At 72.0% G+C, this 15933-nt stretch carries 14 protein-coding genes; 11 read left to right on the top strand and 3 right to left on the bottom strand.

Features of this window, described 5'->3' with window-relative positions:
* The first annotated feature begins 6 nt into the window (after positions 1-6).
* The 7 genes from JMJ55_RS06900 to JMJ55_RS06930 all read left to right on the top strand — a co-directional run bounded on the left by JMJ55_RS06900 (position 7) and on the right by JMJ55_RS06930 (position 6443).
* Complete coding sequence (locus tag JMJ55_RS06900; RefSeq protein WP_202824776.1) at positions 7-495, top strand: transcriptional repressor; 489 nt, start codon at positions 7-9, stop codon at positions 493-495.
* 3 nt (positions 496-498) lie between these two features.
* A complete protein-coding gene (locus tag JMJ55_RS06905) occupies positions 499-711 on the top strand; it encodes a hypothetical protein (RefSeq protein WP_202824777.1) in 213 nt (70 codons plus the stop codon).
* Complete coding sequence (locus JMJ55_RS06910) at positions 711-1265, top strand: tetratricopeptide repeat protein (RefSeq protein ID WP_202824778.1); 555 nt, start codon at positions 711-713, stop codon at positions 1263-1265. Before JMJ55_RS06905 ends, JMJ55_RS06910 begins: the two co-directional genes overlap by 1 nt.
* 271 nt (positions 1266-1536) lie before the next feature.
* On the top strand, positions 1537-2787 hold the full coding sequence (locus JMJ55_RS06915; RefSeq protein ID WP_202824779.1) for a sarcosine oxidase subunit beta family protein: 1251 nt from the start codon (positions 1537-1539) through the stop codon (positions 2785-2787).
* Positions 2787-3050 carry a sarcosine oxidase subunit delta gene (locus JMJ55_RS06920; protein WP_202824780.1) on the top strand — a complete coding sequence of 88 codons (264 nt, stop codon included), beginning with the start codon at positions 2787-2789 and terminating at the stop codon, positions 3048-3050. The genes JMJ55_RS06915 and JMJ55_RS06920 overlap by 1 nt, the downstream gene beginning before the upstream one ends.
* Positions 3047-5974, top strand: a complete 2928-nt coding sequence (locus JMJ55_RS06925) for a sarcosine oxidase subunit alpha family protein (RefSeq protein WP_202824781.1) — start codon at positions 3047-3049, stop codon at positions 5972-5974. The genes JMJ55_RS06920 and JMJ55_RS06925 overlap by 4 nt, the downstream gene beginning before the upstream one ends.
* Positions 5967-6443 carry a sarcosine oxidase subunit gamma gene (locus JMJ55_RS06930; protein WP_202824782.1) on the top strand — a complete coding sequence of 159 codons (477 nt, stop codon included), beginning with the start codon at positions 5967-5969 and terminating at the stop codon, positions 6441-6443. The genes JMJ55_RS06925 and JMJ55_RS06930 overlap by 8 nt, the downstream gene beginning before the upstream one ends.
* Here the strand turns inward: JMJ55_RS06930 and JMJ55_RS06935 are convergent.
* From JMJ55_RS06935 to JMJ55_RS06945, 3 genes are all read right to left on the bottom strand, one after another.
* Positions 6440-9328 (bottom strand): hybrid sensor histidine kinase/response regulator, encoded by a 2889-nt coding sequence (locus JMJ55_RS06935; RefSeq protein ID WP_202824783.1) that lies wholly within the window; start codon positions 9326-9328, stop codon positions 6440-6442. The genes JMJ55_RS06930 and JMJ55_RS06935 overlap by 4 nt on opposite strands.
* A 61-nt stretch (positions 9329-9389) precedes the next feature.
* Positions 9390-9701, bottom strand: a complete 312-nt coding sequence (locus tag JMJ55_RS06940) for a DUF2312 domain-containing protein (protein ID WP_202824784.1) — start codon at positions 9699-9701, stop codon at positions 9390-9392.
* Between the two features lie 63 nt (positions 9702-9764).
* Positions 9765-10079, bottom strand: a complete 315-nt coding sequence (locus JMJ55_RS06945) for a DUF1244 domain-containing protein (RefSeq protein WP_236033455.1) — start codon at positions 10077-10079, stop codon at positions 9765-9767.
* A gap of 70 nt (positions 10080-10149) precedes the next feature.
* On the opposite strand from JMJ55_RS06945, the gene JMJ55_RS06950 reads away from it, so the two are divergent.
* From JMJ55_RS06950 to JMJ55_RS06965, 4 genes are all read left to right on the top strand, one after another.
* Positions 10150-11448, top strand: a complete 1299-nt coding sequence (locus JMJ55_RS06950; RefSeq protein WP_202824785.1) for a glycerate kinase type-2 family protein — start codon at positions 10150-10152, stop codon at positions 11446-11448.
* A gap of 277 nt (positions 11449-11725) precedes the next feature.
* The gene (gene pyk, locus JMJ55_RS06955; RefSeq protein WP_202825015.1) at positions 11726-13159 is read left to right on the top strand and encodes a pyruvate kinase; all 1434 of its coding nucleotides are present in this window, start codon (positions 11726-11728) and stop codon (positions 13157-13159) included.
* An 83-nt stretch (positions 13160-13242) separates the two neighbouring features.
* Positions 13243-14196, top strand: a complete 954-nt coding sequence (locus JMJ55_RS06960) for an isopenicillin N synthase family dioxygenase (protein ID WP_202824786.1) — start codon at positions 13243-13245, stop codon at positions 14194-14196.
* 48 nt (positions 14197-14244) lie between these two features.
* Entirely contained in the window at positions 14245-15813 is a 1569-nt protein-coding gene (locus JMJ55_RS06965) for an ABC transporter substrate-binding protein (protein WP_202824787.1), read from the top strand.
* The last annotated feature ends 120 nt before the right edge of the window (positions 15814-15933 follow it).

A 15933-nucleotide genomic window follows, 5' to 3' on the forward strand; every position in this document is an offset into this window, starting at 1 on the left:
GAGCCCATGCCCGACGCCCCCCCGCTGGAGGCGAGCCTCGACCGCGCCGCCGCGCTTTGTGCCCGGCGCGGCGCCCAGCTGACGGCCCTGCGCCGGCAGGTGCTGCGGCTGGTGCTGGAAAGCGGCCAGCCGGTCGGCGCCTATGCCTTGCTCGACCGGCTGAAGGCCAGCCGCGCCGGCGCCGCCCCGCCCACCGTCTACCGGGCGCTGGATTTCCTGGTCGAACAGGGCCTGATCCATAAGGTGGAGCGCCTGGGCGCCTTCGTCGGCTGCGCCGAGATGGAGGATCATCCGGAGGATTGCGATTGCGGCGCGGCGCATGACCACCCGCACCAATTCCTCATCTGCGGCCGCTGCGGCGGGACAACCGAGATCAGCGACCCGGGCGTGGCGCTGGCCCTGCATCGCGCCGCCACCGCCGCCGGCTTCGCCCTGTCGCGCAGCACGGTGGAGGCGGAGGGGGTCTGCGCCGCCTGCCGCGCGGCGGAGGGCTGAACGATGGCCGAGGATGCCGAAGCCGCGGCCGCCGCGCTCCGCCAACGGGCGCTGGCCGAGCGGGGCAAGGCCGCCGATCCCGCCTATGCCTATGCGCCCCGCTGGATCCCGACCGGCAACTGGCGAATGAGCCTGGGCGATTGGATCGTGACCCTGATCGGGGTGGGAATCGTGCTGATGGTGCTGGGCATGCGGTTGTTCGGGGTGATCGGCTGATGCGGCGACGGCTGCTCGCGCTCGTCCTGCTGCTGCCCGCCGCCGCCCGCGCCCAGCCGCGGCCGGACGCCCGCAAGGCGGAGCTGGACCGCGCCTTCGAGGCGCTGCGCACCGCCCCGGACGAGGCCGGCGCTGCCCTGGTGGAGGGGCGCATCCGTGCCCTCTGGGCCCAGGCGGCCAGCCCCTCGGTGGCGCTGCTGCTGCGGCGCGGGCTGCGCAATGTCGAGGCCCGGATGCCTGGCGAGGCGCTGGAGGATTTCGACGCCGCCATCACCCTGGCGCCGGACTTCCCCGATGCCTGGTTCCTGCGCGCCCAGGCCTATGCGGCCGCCGGCGAGGCGGCCGCAGCGGCGCGCGACTTACAGGAGGTGTTGCGGCTGGAGCCGCGCCATTGGCCGGCGCTGCTGCTGCTGGCCACGATCCAGGACGGCGCGGGCGATGCCCGCGGCGCGCTGCGCAGCCTGACGGCCGCGCTGGCGATCAACCCGCGCATGCCGGGCGGCGCGGCGCGCCTGCGGGAGCAACGGCGGAAGGCGGAAGGCGAGGCCACGTAACCGTGAGCGGCCATTCCGTTGCTGCATGGCAGCATGCCCGAAACATGGGTGGCATGTCATGCGTATGGGGCTCAGATTGCATTTCAGCAATCCGGCGGACCTCCTCGGGCTGGGGCCGGCCGATCAGGGATACAGGTCATGAACGAGCTTCTTTCCATCCTGCCCTGGGCCTTCGGCCTGGTGGCCGCGGCCGCGGCGCTCTCCCAGTCCCGCTAGGCGTCCCTCACGGGGGGCGGTAAACCGGCAGCCTTGAGCATCCTTCAGGGGCCGGATGACACGCTTTTCCTGGGCCGCCCTGGCGCGCGGCGCATTGCGCGGCCACCGCGCCTGGACGCCGCAATGGCGGAGCCCCGACCGGCCGCAGCCCGATTATGATGCGGTGATCGTCGGCGGTGGCGGCCATGGCCTCGCCACTGCCTATTACCTCGCCAAGGAATACCGGCTCGGCCGCATCGCGGTGCTCGAGAAGGGCTGGATCGGCGGCGGGAATACCGGCCGCAACACCACCATCATCCGCAGCAACTACCTCTTCCCCGAAAGCGCCGCGCTTTACGACCATGCGGTGCAGCTCTGGGAAGGGCTCTCGGCCGAGCTGAATTACAATGTGATGTTCAGCCCCCGCGGGGTGCTGATGCTGGCGCACAGCCATCACGACGTGCAGTCCGGGTTGCGCCATGTCCATGCCAACCGCCTCGCCGGCGTGGACAATGAATGGCTGACGCCGGCGGAGGCCAAGGCCTTCTGCCCGCCGCTCGACATCGCCACGCCGCGCTGGCCGGTCTTCGGCGCCGCCTTGCAGCGGCGGGGCGGCGTTGCCCGGCATGATGCGGTGGCCTGGGGCTATGCGCGGGCGGCGAGTGCGCTCGGCGTCGACATCATCGAGGGCTGCGAGGTCACCGGCATCACCCGTGACGCAGCGGGCGTGACGGGGCTGGAGACCAGCAAGGGCCCGGTGCGGGCGCGGCGCATCGGCGTGGTCGCCGCCGGCAGCACCAGCCTGGTCATGGCCATGGCCGGGCTGCGCATGCCGCTGGAGAGCTTTCCGCTCCAGGCCCTGGTCTCGGAGCCGGTGAAGCCGGTCTTCCCCTGCGTCGTCATGTCGAACACGGTGCATGCCTATATCAGCCAGTCCGACAAGGGCGAGCTGGTGATCGGCGCCGGCACCGACCAATACCCCAGCTACAGCCAGGCCGGCGGGGTGCAGATCCTCGGCCATACCCTGGAGGCGATCTGCGAGCTGTTTCCCATCTTCCGCCGCATGCGGATGCTGCGCGCCTGGGGCGGCATCGTCGATGTCACGCCGGACCGCTCGCCGATCATCGGCCTGACGCCGGTGCCGGGCCTGTTCGTGAATTGCGGCTGGGGCACCGGCGGCTTCAAGGCGACGCCGGGCTCCGGCCATGTCTTCGCCGCGACCATCGCGCGCGGCGAGCCGCACCCGATCGCGGCACCCTTCAGCCTCGACCGCTTCACGACGGGACAGCTGATCGACGAGGCCGCGGCGGCGGCGGTCGCGCACTGATGCTGCTGATCCGATGCCCCTGGTGCGGCGAGCGCCCCGAGATCGAATTCCGCCATGCCGGCGAGGCGCATCTGGCGAGGCCCGCTGCCGCCACCGATGCCGAATGGGCCGCCTATCTCTATGAACGCGCCAATCCGCGCGGCTGGGCGCGGGAGCGCTGGCGGCACGCGCATGGCTGCGGCCGCTTCTTCAATGCCCGCCGCCACACCCTCACCGACTGCATCGCCGCCACCTATGCGCCGGGCGAGGAGCCACCGCCATGAGGCTCCCCGAAGGCGGCCGCATCGACCGCAGCCAGCCGCTCCGCTTCACCTTCGACGGCCGCGCCTATCGGGGCTTCGCCGGCGACACCCTCGCCTCGGCGCTGCTGGCGAATGGCATCACGCTGTTCGGCCGCAGCTTCAAATATCACCGGCCGCGCGGACTGCTGGCCGCGGGCGCCGAGGAACCGAATGCGCTGGTCGAGCTCGACCGCGGCCCGGGCCGGCGCGAGCCGAACATCCCGGCGACGCTGGTGCCGCTGGAGGAGGGGCTCGTTGCCCGCAGCCAGAATCGCTGGCCCTCGCTGCGGGCTGATCTGGCCTCGGTGGCGGGGCTGGCCGCGCCGCTGCTGCCGGCGGGCTTTTATTACAAGACTTTCATCGGCCCCGGGCGCGAGGCCTGGCACCGGCGCTGGGAGCCGCTGATCCGCCGCATGGCCGGGCTGGGCCGCGCCCCGGCGGCGCCGGACCCCGACCACTATGCCAACCGCTTCGCCCATTGCGAGGTGCTGGTGGTGGGCGCCGGCCCGGCCGGCATCGCCGCGGCCCTGGCGGCGGCCGAGGCAGGCGGGCGGGTCATCCTCTGCGAGGCGGGGACGGAGCCGGGCGGGCAGCTGCTGGCGACGCCCGAGGCGATGGTGGAAGGCCAGCCGGCCTCGGACTGGCTGGCGGCGCGGGTCGCGGCAATCCGTGCCCATCCGCGCATCCGCCTGCTGACCCGTACCACCACCTTCCATTACGGGCTGCAGAACTACCTCTGTCTGGCCGAGGCGCTGGACCGGCCGGACGGGCTGCGCGAGCGGCTCTGGCAGGTGCGGACCGCGCGGGTGGTGCTGGCGACCGGCGCCTATGAGCGGCCGATCCCCTTCGCCGGCAATGACCGGCCGGGGGTGATGCTGGCAGAAGCGGCTCGCGCCTATGCCGGGCGCTGGGCGGTGCTGCCGGGACGCCGGGCGGTTCTGCTGGCGGCGCATGACAGCGGCTATGCCGCGGCCTTCGCCCTGGCGGATCGGGGCGTGGGCCTCGCCGCCATCCTCGACCTCCGGGCCACGCCGCCGCCCGACCTCGCTGCCCAGGCACCGGCGCGCGGCATCCGGCTGCTCGCCGGACACGGTGTCGCCGGCACGCGGGGCGGGACGCGGCTGACGGGCGTGCTGGCGGCGCCGCTCCGCGCCGATGGCGTGCCGGATGCCACCCGGGCCGAGGCCATCCCCTGCGACCTGCTGCTGATGGCCGGCGGCTGGACGCCGGATATCCAGCTGTTTTCCCAATCGCGTGGGCGGGCCCGCTGGGATGCGGCGCTGGATGCCTTCCTACCCGGCGAATCGGTGCAGGACCTGGCCTGCGCCGGCGCCTGCAACGGCAGCCTCGACCTCGCTGAGGCGCTGGCCGAGGGCGCCGCCGCCGGGCGTGGCGAGGCCTGGGCGCCGCCGCCGCGCCGCTCCACCGCGCTGCCGGCGCGGGCCATCGCCGCCGGTGCGCTCGGCGCCCGCAAGGCCTTCGTCGATTTCCAGAACGACGTCACCACCGCCGATATCGCGCTGGCGGTGCGGGAAGGCTTCCGCTCGATCGAGCATGTGAAGCGCTACACCACCACCGGCATGGCGACCGACCAGGGCAAGGCCGGCGGGCTGATGGGCCTCGCGGTGGCGGCTGCGGCACAAGGGGTGGACCTGCCCGAGCTGGGCCTGACCACCTTCCGCCCGCCCACGATGCCGGTGAATTTCGGGACCCTTGCCGGCCGCCATCGCGGCCCGCTCTTCGAGCCGCTGCGCACCGCGCCGTTGCATGGCTGGGCCGGGGCACGGGGAGCGGAGTTCGAGCCGGTCGGCCCCTGGCTCCGGGCCCGCGCCTTTCCCCGGACCGGTGAGTCCGCGGAGGCGGCGGTCGCCCGAGAATGCCGCGCGGTGCGGGAGGCGGCGGGGCTGCTCGACGCCTCGACCCTCGGCAAGATCGAGGTGGTTGGCCCGGACGCCGCCGAGTTCCTGGAACGCTGCTATGTCAACGCGCTGCACCGGCTGCAGCCCGGCCGCTGCCGCTACGCCCTGCTGCTGCGCGAGGACGGCTTCCTCTACGACGACGGCGTCATCGCCCGCCTCGCCCCCGACCGCTTCCATGTGACCACCACCACCGGCGGCGCGGCCCGGGTGCTGCACCTGCTGGAGGATTACCGCCAGACCGAGTGGCCGGACCTCCAGGTCTGGCTCACCTCCACCACCGAGCATTGGGCGGTGCTGGCGGTGCAGGGGCCGGCCTCCCGCGCCGTGCTGGCGCCGCTGGTCGAGGGGATCGACCTCGCCGCCCTGCCGCATATGGGCGTGGCGGAGGGCCGGGTCGCCGGCATCCCGGCCCGGCTCTTCCGCCTCAGCTTCACCGGCGAGCTGGGCTATGAGGTGAATGTCACCGCCGGCCAAGCCGAGGCGTTGCGCGCCGCGCTGTTCGAGGCCGGGGCGCCGCATGGCCTCACCCCCTATGGGACCGAGGCGATGCATGTCCTGCGGGCCGAGAAGGGCTACGTCATCGTCGGCCAGGATTCGGACGGCACCGTGACGCCCGATGATCTTGGCCTCGGCTGGTGTATCGGCCGGGCCAAGCGGGACTTCATCGGCAAGCGCGGGCTGGAACGGGCGGGGATGCAGGGGCCCGGCCGGCGCCAGCTCGTCGGCCTGGCGCCCGATGGCGACTGGCTGCCGGAGGAGGGGGCGCAGCTTCTGCCGGCTGCGGAGGCGCGGGCGGCGGAGGGGCATGTGACCTCGGCCTATCGCAGCGCCTGGCTGGGGCGGCCGATCGCCCTCGGCCTGTTGGCCGGCGGGCGGGGGCGGATGGGGGAGCGGGTCTTCGCCACCCGCCGCGATGGGACGCCCGCGCCGCTGCGGATCGTCCCGCCGGTCTTCCATGATCCGGAAGGGAAGCGCCTGCATGGCTGAGCCTGCCCGCATCGCGCTCCGCTCCGGCCCGGCGGTACTGCCCGCCCTCGGCGCCGCTTTCGGCCTCGACCTGGGTGGACCGATGCTCCGGGCCGCCGAGGCGGGGCCGCGCGCTGCCCTCCGCCTCGGTCCCGATGAATGGCTGCTGCTGGCCGAGGATGCGCCGGCCGCGGCCCTGCTCCCGGCGCTGGAAGCGGCGCGGGGCGGCGCCCCGGCCTCGCTGGTCGACGTCTCGGACGGATTCCTCGCGCTGCCGGTGGAGGGGGAGGGGGCGCTCGATCTCCTGGCCGAGGGCTGCCCGCTCGATCTCGAAACCATCCCCGAGGGCGGCTGCACCCGCAGCCTCTACGGCAAGGTGGAGGTGGTGCTGTGGCGGCGCGGCCCGGCGCGCTGGCGGCTGGAGGTCGCCCGCTCCTTCGCGCCGCATCTGCGGGCGCATCTGGCGGAGGCGGCGCGGGACCTGCCCTAGCCTTCGATCAGCCCGCGGATCCGCCGTGCCAGCAGTCCCGCCTCGAAGGGCTTGGTGACGAGGGCGGTGCCAGGCGCCAGCACCTCCCCGGTCAGGCCGGCGGCATCGGCATAGCCGGTGACGAAGAGCACCTTCAGCCCCGGCCGCGCCTCCCGCGCCTGCTCGGCGAGCTGGCGGCCATTCATCCCGCCGGGCAGGCCGACATCGGTGACCAGCAGGTCGAGCCGGCGGCCCTCCGCCAGCAGCGCCAGCGCCTCCCGCCCGTCGCCCGCCTCCAGCGCTTGGTAGCCGAGGTCGCGCAGCACCTCGACCATCACCGCGCGCACCACCGGCTCGTCCTCGACCACCAGCACCGTCTCGCCGAGCGCGGCGCTGGGCGCCCCGGCAAGGCCAGGGACCGGGGCCGGCCGGGCCGGCATGGCGCCGCCGGCATGGCGCGGCAGGCAGAGCTGCACCGCCGTGCCCTCGCCGGGGGCCGAACGGATATCGATGCTGCCGCCCGACTGGCGGACGAAGCCATAGATCATCGACAGGCCGAGCCCGGTGCCCTGGCCGGTCGGCTTGGTGGTGAAGAAGGGGTCGAAGGCGCGCGCCATCACCGCGGGTGGCATGCCGGTGCCGGTATCGGTCACCGTCAGCGCCACATACTCCCCCGGCTCGACCTCGGCCGCCGCATCCAGCCGGACAGGCGCAGCCTTGATGGTCAGAGATCCGCCCCCCGGCATGGCGTCCCTGGCATTGATGGCCAGGTTGAGGATGGCGCTTTCCAGCTGGTTGGGATCGCAGAGGGTGGGCGGCAGGCCCGGCGCGATGGAGATCGAGAGCCGGATCGCCTCGCCGATGGTCCGCCGCAGCAGCTCCTCCATCGACCGCACCAGGACGCCGACATCCACGGCGCGGGGGTCGAGCGGCTGGCGCCGGGCGAAGGCCAGCAGCCGCTGGGTCAGCGCCGCGGCGCGCTGCGCCGATTGCGTCGCGGCATCGATATAGCGCCCGGCCTCGCCGGCCCGCCCCTCCGCCACCCGCTTCTTCAGCAGGGCGAGGGAGCCGATGATGCCGGTCAGCAGGTTGTTGAAGTCATGCGCGATGCCGCCGGTGAGCTGGCCGACGGCCTCCATCTTCTGCGCCTGGCGGAGCTGTTCCTCGGCAGCGTGGAGCGCGGCGGCGGCGCTGCGTTCGGCGGTGACGTCGCGGCCCACTGCATGGATCATCCCCTCGGCCGGCACCGCGGTCCAGGAGATCCAGCGCCAGCTTCCGTCGTGGTGGCGGTAGCGGTTCTCGAAGCGCAGCGTGGCGAGGCCATTGGCGAGGCGGGAGCATTCACGGAGTGTCGCCTCCTGGTCCTCCGGATGGACCAGGTCGGGGAAGTTGGTGCCGAGGAGTTCCTCCGCCGGCCAGCCCAGCATCTGGCTCCAGGCCGGATTCACCGCCATCACCCTGCCGTCGAAGCGGGCGACGAGCATGAGATCCTGGGAGAGCAGCCAGATCCGGTCGCGCTCGCGCGTCCGCTCCTCCACCCGTCCTTCGAGCTGGGCATTGAGCGCATGGAGCGCCGCCTCGGCCTGGCGCTGCTCCTCGATATCGATGTTCATCCCGACCCAGGAGCGGAGATGCCCTTCGGCATCCAGCAGCGGCACGCCGCGGGCCAGCGTCCAGCGCCAGCCGCCGGCATGGTGGCGCAGCCGGTATTCGACCTCATAGGCGATGCGCCGGGCGACGCTGTCGCGCCAGGTTGCCTCGGCCCGGGCGCGGTCCTCGGGATGCACCACATCCAGCCAGCCGAAGCCGATCCAGTCTTCGACGCTCTGGCCGGTGAAGGCGCGCCAGGAGGGGGAATCGGCCCGCACCGCGCCTGAAGCATCGGTGGTCCAGACGATCTGGGCGGAGGCCTCGACCAGGGCACGGAAGCGCGCCTCGCTCTCGGCCACCGCGCCGGTCGCGGCATGGCGCTCCGAGATGTCGAGCACCGAGCCGATATAGCCGAGATACTCGCCATCCTCGCCGAAGCGCGGCGCCGCGGCGTCCAGGACGAAGGCGTAGCTGCCATCGGCGCGGCGCAGCCGGTAGTCGGACTGGAAGGGCTGGCGGGCGCGGTCGGCGGCGCGGAAACTGGCCTCGGCATGGGGCCGATCCTCGGGATGCAGGGCATCCAGCCAGCCGAACCCCTCACCCGCGGCGGGGGCCTGGCCGGTGAATTCGTACCAGCGGCGATTCAGATAGGTGCAATGCCCGCCCGGATCGGTGGTCCAGACCATCACCGGCGCATGGTCCGCCATGTTGCGGAAGCGCGCCTCGCTCTCGCGCAGCGCCGCCTCGGCCGCGGCGCGCTGGCGGTCGGCGAGGATCTGGCCGGTGGTTTCGGTGCAGGCACAGAACATGCCGGCGATGGCGCCGGTCTCGTCCCGCACCGGGCTGTAGGAGAAGGTGTACCAGGTATCCTCGGGATACCCGTGCCGCTCCATGACGAGATGCAAATTCTCGGACCAGGTCGCCTCGCCAGCCAGCGCCCGGTCGACCAGCGGGAGGATATCGGGCCAGATCTCGTCCCAGATGTCCTGGAAAGGCTGGCCGAGGGCACGCGGATGCTTAGCGCCGAGGATCGGCGCGTAACCATCATTATAGAGGAAGGCGAGCCGCGGCCCCCAGGCAACGAACATGGGGAAGCGGGAGGCGAGCATGAGCCCGACCACGGTCCGCAGCGAGGCCGGCCACCTCTCCGGCGGCCCGAGCGGCGATTGCGACCAGTCCGCGGCGCGCATCAGCGCCCCCATGGCACCGCCACCGGCCAGGAAGGCCGGGCTGGCGTCCAGGGTTTCTGATTCTGCGGATTGGGTCAGCGCTGCCTCATGCCGGATGGTTGGCGGTGGGGCGGCCGCCGAGTTCATCAATCTCAGAAAATTGGGGCCGGTCCCGCTTCGTCAAGGCTCGGGGCCGGCCCGGTGCGGATTACATCCCGAGCGCGCGCTTGTAGAGGTCGAGCAGCGTCTCCTGCTCCTCCACCTCGGCCGGCTCCTTCTTCCGCAGCGAAATGAGCTGGCGGACGACCTTCACGTCGAAGCCGGCCGATTTCGCCTCGGCATAGATGTCCTTGATATCGTTGGCGAGGGCCTTGCGCTCCTCCTCCAGCCGCTCGATCCGTTCGATGATGGACCGCAGGCGGTCCACCGCGATCCCACCCACCTCGGGGTCCGGGTCGGCCGCCTGGCGGGCACGGCTGGCCCGGGCTTCGTCCTCGATATCGATATCGCTATCGCTCATCTGCTGCTCTGCTCCAAGGCGGGCGGCGCTCCTACCGCGCCCCGGGGCCGGCAGCAACGAAGATCAACCGTGGCCCGGATTCGCCGCAGCGAATTGCGCTTTCTGCGCCGCAGTCGCCTCCTGCTGATACTTCGCCTGCCACTCCTTGTAGGGCATGCCGTAGATGATCTCGCGTGCATCGGGGTCGGCCAGCGGGATGCCCTTCTCCTCGGCGGCGGCGCGGTACCATTTGGACAGGCAGTTCCGGCAGAAGCCGGCCAGGTTCATCAGGTCGATATTCTGCACATCGGTCCGCTCGCGCAGATGCTCGACCAGGCGGCGGAAGGCGGCGGCCTCCAGCTCGGTGCGGGTGGCGGTGTCCATCTCGGGTGCGGGCATAGGGCTCTCCCTCTCGGTTGCTGCCTAGATGGTCCATACTGCGCCCCGAGCAAAGGGGAGGGGCATGGGCATGGCGGCAGGCTGGGGGGATGCGGCGGCGCGGGCGGCACTGCACCGGGTCTTCGCCGCGGCGCTGGCGGCGGCCGACCCGCTGACTGCCCTGCCGGCGCATCTGCCGGAGGCGCCGCGCGGCCGGACCATCGTCATCGGCGTCGGCAAGGCGGCGGCGAAGATGGCGCTGGCGGTGGAGCGCGCCTGGACCGACCGGCCGCTCTCGGGCCTCGTCATCACCACCCATGGCGCCGATGTGCCGGACCCGCCGCCGGGCCGGCGGATCGCGGTGCGGTTCGGCAGCCATCCGGTGCCGGATGCGGCCGGCGCGGCGGCGGCAGCGGAGATGCTGGACCTGTTGCGCGGGCTCTCGGCCGAGGATCTCGTGCTGTTCCTGGTCTCGGGCGGCGGCTCCTCCCTCTCGACCCTGCCGGCGGCTGGCCTCTCGCTGGACGACCTGATGGCGGTGAACCGGGAGCTGCTGCGCTCCGGCGCCCCGATCGGGGAGATGAACTGCATCCGCAAGCATCTCTCGGCCTTCTCCGGCGGGCGGGTGGCGGCGGCGGCCTATCCGGCGCGGGTGGTGACGCTCGCCATCTCCGACGTGCCGGGAGATGACCCGGCGGTCATCGCCTCCGGCCCCACCGTCCCCGACCCCACCACCTTCGCCGAGGCGCGGGCGCTGGTCGCGCATTACGGGATGCAGTTGCCGCCCGCCGTGACCCGCCACCTGGCGGAGGCGCGGGAAGAGAGCCCGAAGCCCGGAGATCCGCGGCTTGCCGGGACGGAGCTGCGCATGATCGCCACCCCCTTGATGGCGCTGCGGGCCATGGCGCGCGAGGCGGAGGCGCTGGGACTCACGCCGGTCATCCTCGGCGATGCGCTGGAGGGGGAGGCGGCGGTGCTTGGCAAGGTCCTGGCCGGCATCGGCCGCAGCACCGCGGCGCATGGGCTGCCGGTGGCGCCGCCCTGCCTGATCCTCTCCGGCGGGGAGACCACCGTGACCCTGCCGCAGGGCGCCGGCGGGCGCGGCGGGCGGAGCATGGAGGGGCTGCTCGGCCTCGCCCTGGCGCTGGAGGGGCATCCCGGCATCTGGGCGCTGATGGCCGATACGGATGGCATCGACGGCAAGTCCGATGCGGCGGGGGCCATCGCCGCGCCGGATACGCTGGCCCGGGCGCAGGCGGCGCGTCTCGACCCGCGGGCGATGCTGGCGGCGCATGACAGCTACGGGGTCTTCGCCGTGCTCGGCGACATGATCGTGACCGGGCCGACCCTGACCAATGTGAATGATGTCCGGGCGGTGCTGGTGACTTAAAAACGTCTTCAAATTTAAGCCCGTCGGGGCCCTAGGCGTGCCAGCTTAACATTCCTAAGTTGGCCGCATGCGCGATCCAGCCCTGGAAGAGATCCTTGCCCGGCGCGGCGCCGTCACCCGCATCGCCGGCGCGCTCGGCATTTCCCCTGCCGCCGTCTCGCAATGGCAGCGCGTGCCGGCGGACCGGGTTGCGGAGCTCGCCCGCCTGCTGGACCTGCCGCCGCATCGGCTGCGGCCGGACCTCCACACGCCCCCGATGGAAGGGAATACGCCCCGCATGGCCACCCGCATCCCGCTGCGCCGCCGCCGCCGCACCAAGATCGTCGCGACCCTCGGCCCGGCCAGCACCAGCCCCGAGGTGATTGAGCGGCTGTATCGGGCGGGGGCGGATGTGTTCCGGCTCAACTTCTCGCACGGCAACCATGCCGACCATGCCGAGCGCATCGCCATCATCCGTGCGCTGGAGGCGAAGGTGGGACGGCCGATCGGCATCCTCGCCGATGTGCAGGGGCCGAAGCTGCGGGTCGGCCGCTTCCAAGGCGGGCGGGTGCAGCTCCAGGCCGGGCAGCCCTTCCGCCTCGATCTCAGTCCCAATCCGGGCGATGTGCGGCGGGTGCAGCTGCCGCATCCGGAGATCATCAAGGCGGCGCAGATCGGCACCTCGCTGCTGCTCGACGACGGCAAGCTGCGGCTGCGCGTCACCCGGGTGCGCGAGGACCATCTGGAGACCGAGATCATGGTCGGCGGCCCGCTTTCCGACCGGAAGGGCGTCAATGTCCCCGATGTGGCGCTGCCGATCCCGGCGCTGACCGAGAAGGACCGGGAGGACCTGGCCTTCGTCCTCGACCAGGGCGTCGAATATATCGGCCTCAGCTTCGTCCAGCGGCCGGAGGACGTCGCCGAGGCCAAGGCGATCTGTGCCGGCCGTGCCCTGGTGATGGTGAAGATGGAGAAGCCGCAGGCGGTCGAGAATCTCGACGCCATCATGGCCCTGACGGATTGCGTCATGGTGGCGCGCGGCGATCTCGGCGTGGAGTTGCCGCCGGAGGAGGTGCCGCTGGTGCAGAAGCGCATCGTCCGCGCCGCCCGCGCCGCCGGCCGCCCGGTGGTGGTGGCGACGCAGATGCTGGAGAGCATGATCTCCGCCCCCGCACCGACCCGCGCCGAGGCCTCCGATGTGGCGACGGCGGTCTTCGACGGCGCCGATGCGGTGATGCTTTCGGCCGAGACGGCGGCGGGGCAATATCCTTTCGAAGCGGTCAACATGATGGACCGCATCGTGGCGCGGGTGGAGCAGGATGGTGGCTGGCGCCACCTGACGGACAATTCCCGGCCCGAGCCGGAGCCGACCAGCGCCGGCGCCATCGCCGCCGCGGCGCGGCAGGTGGCGCATACCATCCAGGCGCAGGTGATCGCGACCTTCACCTCGACCGGCTCGACCACCCTGCGTGTCGCGCGGGAGCGGCCGGATTGCCCGATCCTCGGCCTGACCGCCAGCATGGCCAGTGCGCGGCGCCTGGCCGTGGTCTGGGGCGTGCACCCGCTGGTCTCGCAGGAGCCGCATTCGATGAGCGACATGGTGGCGAAGGCGCTGCGTGCCGCGCAGGCCGAGGGTTTCGCCGTGCCCGGGCAGGAGGTGGTGGTGACGGCCGGCGTTCCCTTCGCCACGCCGGGCACCACCAATGCGCTGCGGGTGGCGGTGGTGAAATAGGCGCCATGGCGGTTTGACCGCGCCCCTCCTCTCCCGCATGCTGGCGCCGGGACGGACCGCCTCAGCGCGAAAGGAATATGCCGATGTCCGACGCCGCCATCCCCATTCTCGATCTCGGCCCCGCCTTCGCCGGCGAGCCCGGCGCGCTGGAGGAAGCTGCCGCCCGGCTGCGCCATATCTGCGAGACGGTCGGCTTCCTCTTCATCGCCAATCACGGCGTGCCCTGGTCGCTGGTGGATGCGAGTTTCGACGCCGCCGCGCGTTTCCACGCCCAGCCGCTCGAGGCGAAGATGGCGGTGAAGCTTGACGACGCCATGCAGGGCTACCTGCCCTACAAGAGCAGCACGACGCGCGCCAATGGCCTCGTCGCCGAGCGCAAGCCGAACGAGAACGAGGCCTTCTTCGTCAATCCGGAACGCGACCCGCAGCGCCCGGCCAATCGCTGGCCGGAAGCGATCCCCGAATTCCGCGAGGTGACGCTGCGCTACTTCGCGGCGCTGGAGGCGCTCGCGCTGCGGCTCCTGCCGGTCTATGCCCGGGCGCTCGACATGCCGGCGGACTATTTCACGCCGCTCTGCCGGAAGTCGCTCAGCTCGCTGCGGCTGACCCATTACCCGCCGGTCGCCTATGGCTCCGACGAATACGGCATCGCGCCGCATACGGATTCTAGCTTCTTCACCCTGCTGGCGCAGAATCCGGTGCCCGGGCTGCAGATCCGCACCCAGGAAGGTGAGTGGATCTCGGCGCCGGTGATCCCGCAGACATTCGTGGTCAATACCGGCGACATCCTGAACCGCTGGACCAATGGCCGCTTCCTCTCGACGCCGCACCGTGCCTTCAACACGATGCAGTCGCCGCGCTACGCGATCCCCTTCTTCTTCCACCCCGATCCCGAGACGAGGATCGAGGCGCTGCCGACCTGCGTGAGCGAAGCCAACCCGCCGCGTTTTCCGGCCCAGACGGTCGGCGAATACATGGCCTGGTTCCGCGGCCAGAATTACGCCCATTTCCGCAAGGATGCCGCCGCCGCCGAATAGGCGGCCAAGAATCGCCAGCCACGGCCCAACGCCCCTCGGAGAGTGTCCATGAGGCTGTGCCGTCTCGCCCTGCTGCTCCTGCTGCTGCCCTGCGCCGCCCTGGCGCAGGACCGCCGCAGCACGCTGCGCGTCTCGCTCAACACCGAGTTGCAGGTGCTCGACCCGCTGGTCACCACCATCAATGCGACGCGGGTCTTCGCCTATCTGGTCTTCGACACCCTCGTCAGCCTCGATGCCGAGGGGCAGTACCGGCCGCAGATGCTGCAGGGCTGGGAGATCAGCCCGGACCGCCTGACCTATAGCTTCACCCTGCGCGAGGGACTGGAATGGAGCGACGGCCAGCCGGTGACGGCCGAGGACTGCGTCGCCTCCATCCGCCGCTGGGCGAAGCGGGAGGCGCTGGGTGGCCAGCTCATGGCGGCGACGCGCGAGATGCGGGTGGTCGATGCCCGGCGCTTCGAGATCCGGCTCAACCGTCCCTTCGCCTTCGTCATCGAAGCGCTGGGCAAGGCCGGGCATACCATCCCGGTGATGATGCCGGCCCGGCTCGCCGCGCATGACCCGAACCTGCCGGTGCCGGAGATCATCGGCTCTGGCCCCTATCGCTTCCTGCAATCGGAATGGCGCCCCGGCGAGCGGGCCAGCTTCGTCCGCAACCCGCGCTACCGGCCGCGGGAGGAGCCGCCCTCGGCGCTGGCCGGTGGCAAGGTGCCGCGGATGGAGCGGATCGAGCTGCTCAGCATCGCCGACCAGGCGACCCGCGCCGCCGCGCTCGAAGCCGGCGAGCTCGACTTCCTCGAGGTCCTGCCCTTCGACTTCATCGCCCGGATGCGGCGCAACCGGGCCATCCTGGTCGGCCAGCCGCGCGGCATCGACCAGTTCCTGGCCGTGCTGAACATCAACCATGCGGTGCCGCCCTTCAACGACCCTGCCGTTCGCCGCGCCTTGCAGGCCACCATCCTCCAGCCGGAGGTGATGGCGGCGATGGGCCTGCCGGACGACATGGTCGTGCCCTGGTGCGGCTCGATCTACATGTGCAACGCCGCCGGGACGACCGAGGCGGGGACGGAGGGCCTGCGGGCCGCCTCGACCGAGCGGGCGCGGACCCTGCTGCGCGCCAGCAGCTACCGGGGCGAGCCGGTGGTCTTCCTCCACGCCGCAGCCTCGGCCCTGCTCAACCCGATCGGCCTCGTCATGGCCGACCAGATGCGGCGGGCGGGGTTCAATGTCGACCTGCGCAGCACGGATTACGCGACGGTCGCCCAGAAGCGCCTCAGCCGGGCGCCGGTGGAGCAGGGGGGCTGGTCGGTCGCGCCCATCGTCCTCAACGGGGTCGATCTGGTGAACCCGCTGGCCAATCCGCTGATCGCCTATAACTGCGTCGAATACCCCGGTTGGTATTGCGACCCGCGGCTGAAGGACCTCACCGCCCGCTATTCCGAGGCGGCCACGCCGGAGGAGCAGCGGCGGCTGGCCGACGAGTTGCAGGCGGTGGTGCATGACGCCGTCACCTTCATCCCCGGCGGCCAATTCGCCGGCCCGCCCGCCTGGCGCGCCGATCTTCGGGGCGTGGTCCCCTTCAGCTTCCCGGTCTTCTGGGGGGTGGAGCGCCGCTAGTCGGTCCGCCCCGGGCCTTGCCCCGGGGCGGCCACCATGCCATATGCCGCCGCGTCGTGGCCGGGCACTGCCTGGTGCGGCGAATTCGCACGCGGCGCGCCCTTCCACTTGGCAGGGTCC

This window comes from Belnapia mucosa, assembly GCF_016775475.1.
Lineage (GTDB): Bacteria > Pseudomonadota > Alphaproteobacteria > Acetobacterales > Acetobacteraceae > Belnapia > Belnapia mucosa.

Coding starts and splice junctions, on each gene's coding strand:
- JMJ55_RS06900 (WP_202824776.1), top strand. CDS start 7: ATGCCCGACGCCCCCCCGCTGGAGGCGAGCCTCGACCGCGCCGCCGCG.
- JMJ55_RS06905 (WP_202824777.1), top strand. CDS start 499: ATGGCCGAGGATGCCGAAGCCGCGGCCGCCGCGCTCCGCCAACGGGCG.
- JMJ55_RS06910 (WP_202824778.1), top strand. CDS start 711: ATGCGGCGACGGCTGCTCGCGCTCGTCCTGCTGCTGCCCGCCGCCGCC.
- JMJ55_RS06915 (WP_202824779.1), top strand. CDS start 1,537: ATGACACGCTTTTCCTGGGCCGCCCTGGCGCGCGGCGCATTGCGCGGC.
- JMJ55_RS06920 (WP_202824780.1), top strand. CDS start 2,787: ATGCTGCTGATCCGATGCCCCTGGTGCGGCGAGCGCCCCGAGATCGAA.
- JMJ55_RS06925 (WP_202824781.1), top strand. CDS start 3,047: ATGAGGCTCCCCGAAGGCGGCCGCATCGACCGCAGCCAGCCGCTCCGC.
- JMJ55_RS06930 (WP_202824782.1), top strand. CDS start 5,967: ATGGCTGAGCCTGCCCGCATCGCGCTCCGCTCCGGCCCGGCGGTACTG.
- JMJ55_RS06935 (WP_202824783.1), bottom strand. CDS start 9,328: ATGAACTCGGCGGCCGCCCCACCGCCAACCATCCGGCATGAGGCAGCG.
- JMJ55_RS06940 (WP_202824784.1), bottom strand. CDS start 9,701: ATGAGCGATAGCGATATCGATATCGAGGACGAAGCCCGGGCCAGCCGT.
- JMJ55_RS06945 (WP_236033455.1), bottom strand. CDS start 10,079: ATGCCCGCACCCGAGATGGACACCGCCACCCGCACCGAGCTGGAGGCC.
- JMJ55_RS06950 (WP_202824785.1), top strand. CDS start 10,150: ATGGCGGCAGGCTGGGGGGATGCGGCGGCGCGGGCGGCACTGCACCGG.
- pyk (WP_202825015.1), top strand. CDS start 11,726: ATGGCCACCCGCATCCCGCTGCGCCGCCGCCGCCGCACCAAGATCGTC.
- JMJ55_RS06960 (WP_202824786.1), top strand. CDS start 13,243: ATGTCCGACGCCGCCATCCCCATTCTCGATCTCGGCCCCGCCTTCGCC.
- JMJ55_RS06965 (WP_202824787.1), top strand. CDS start 14,245: ATGAGGCTGTGCCGTCTCGCCCTGCTGCTCCTGCTGCTGCCCTGCGCC.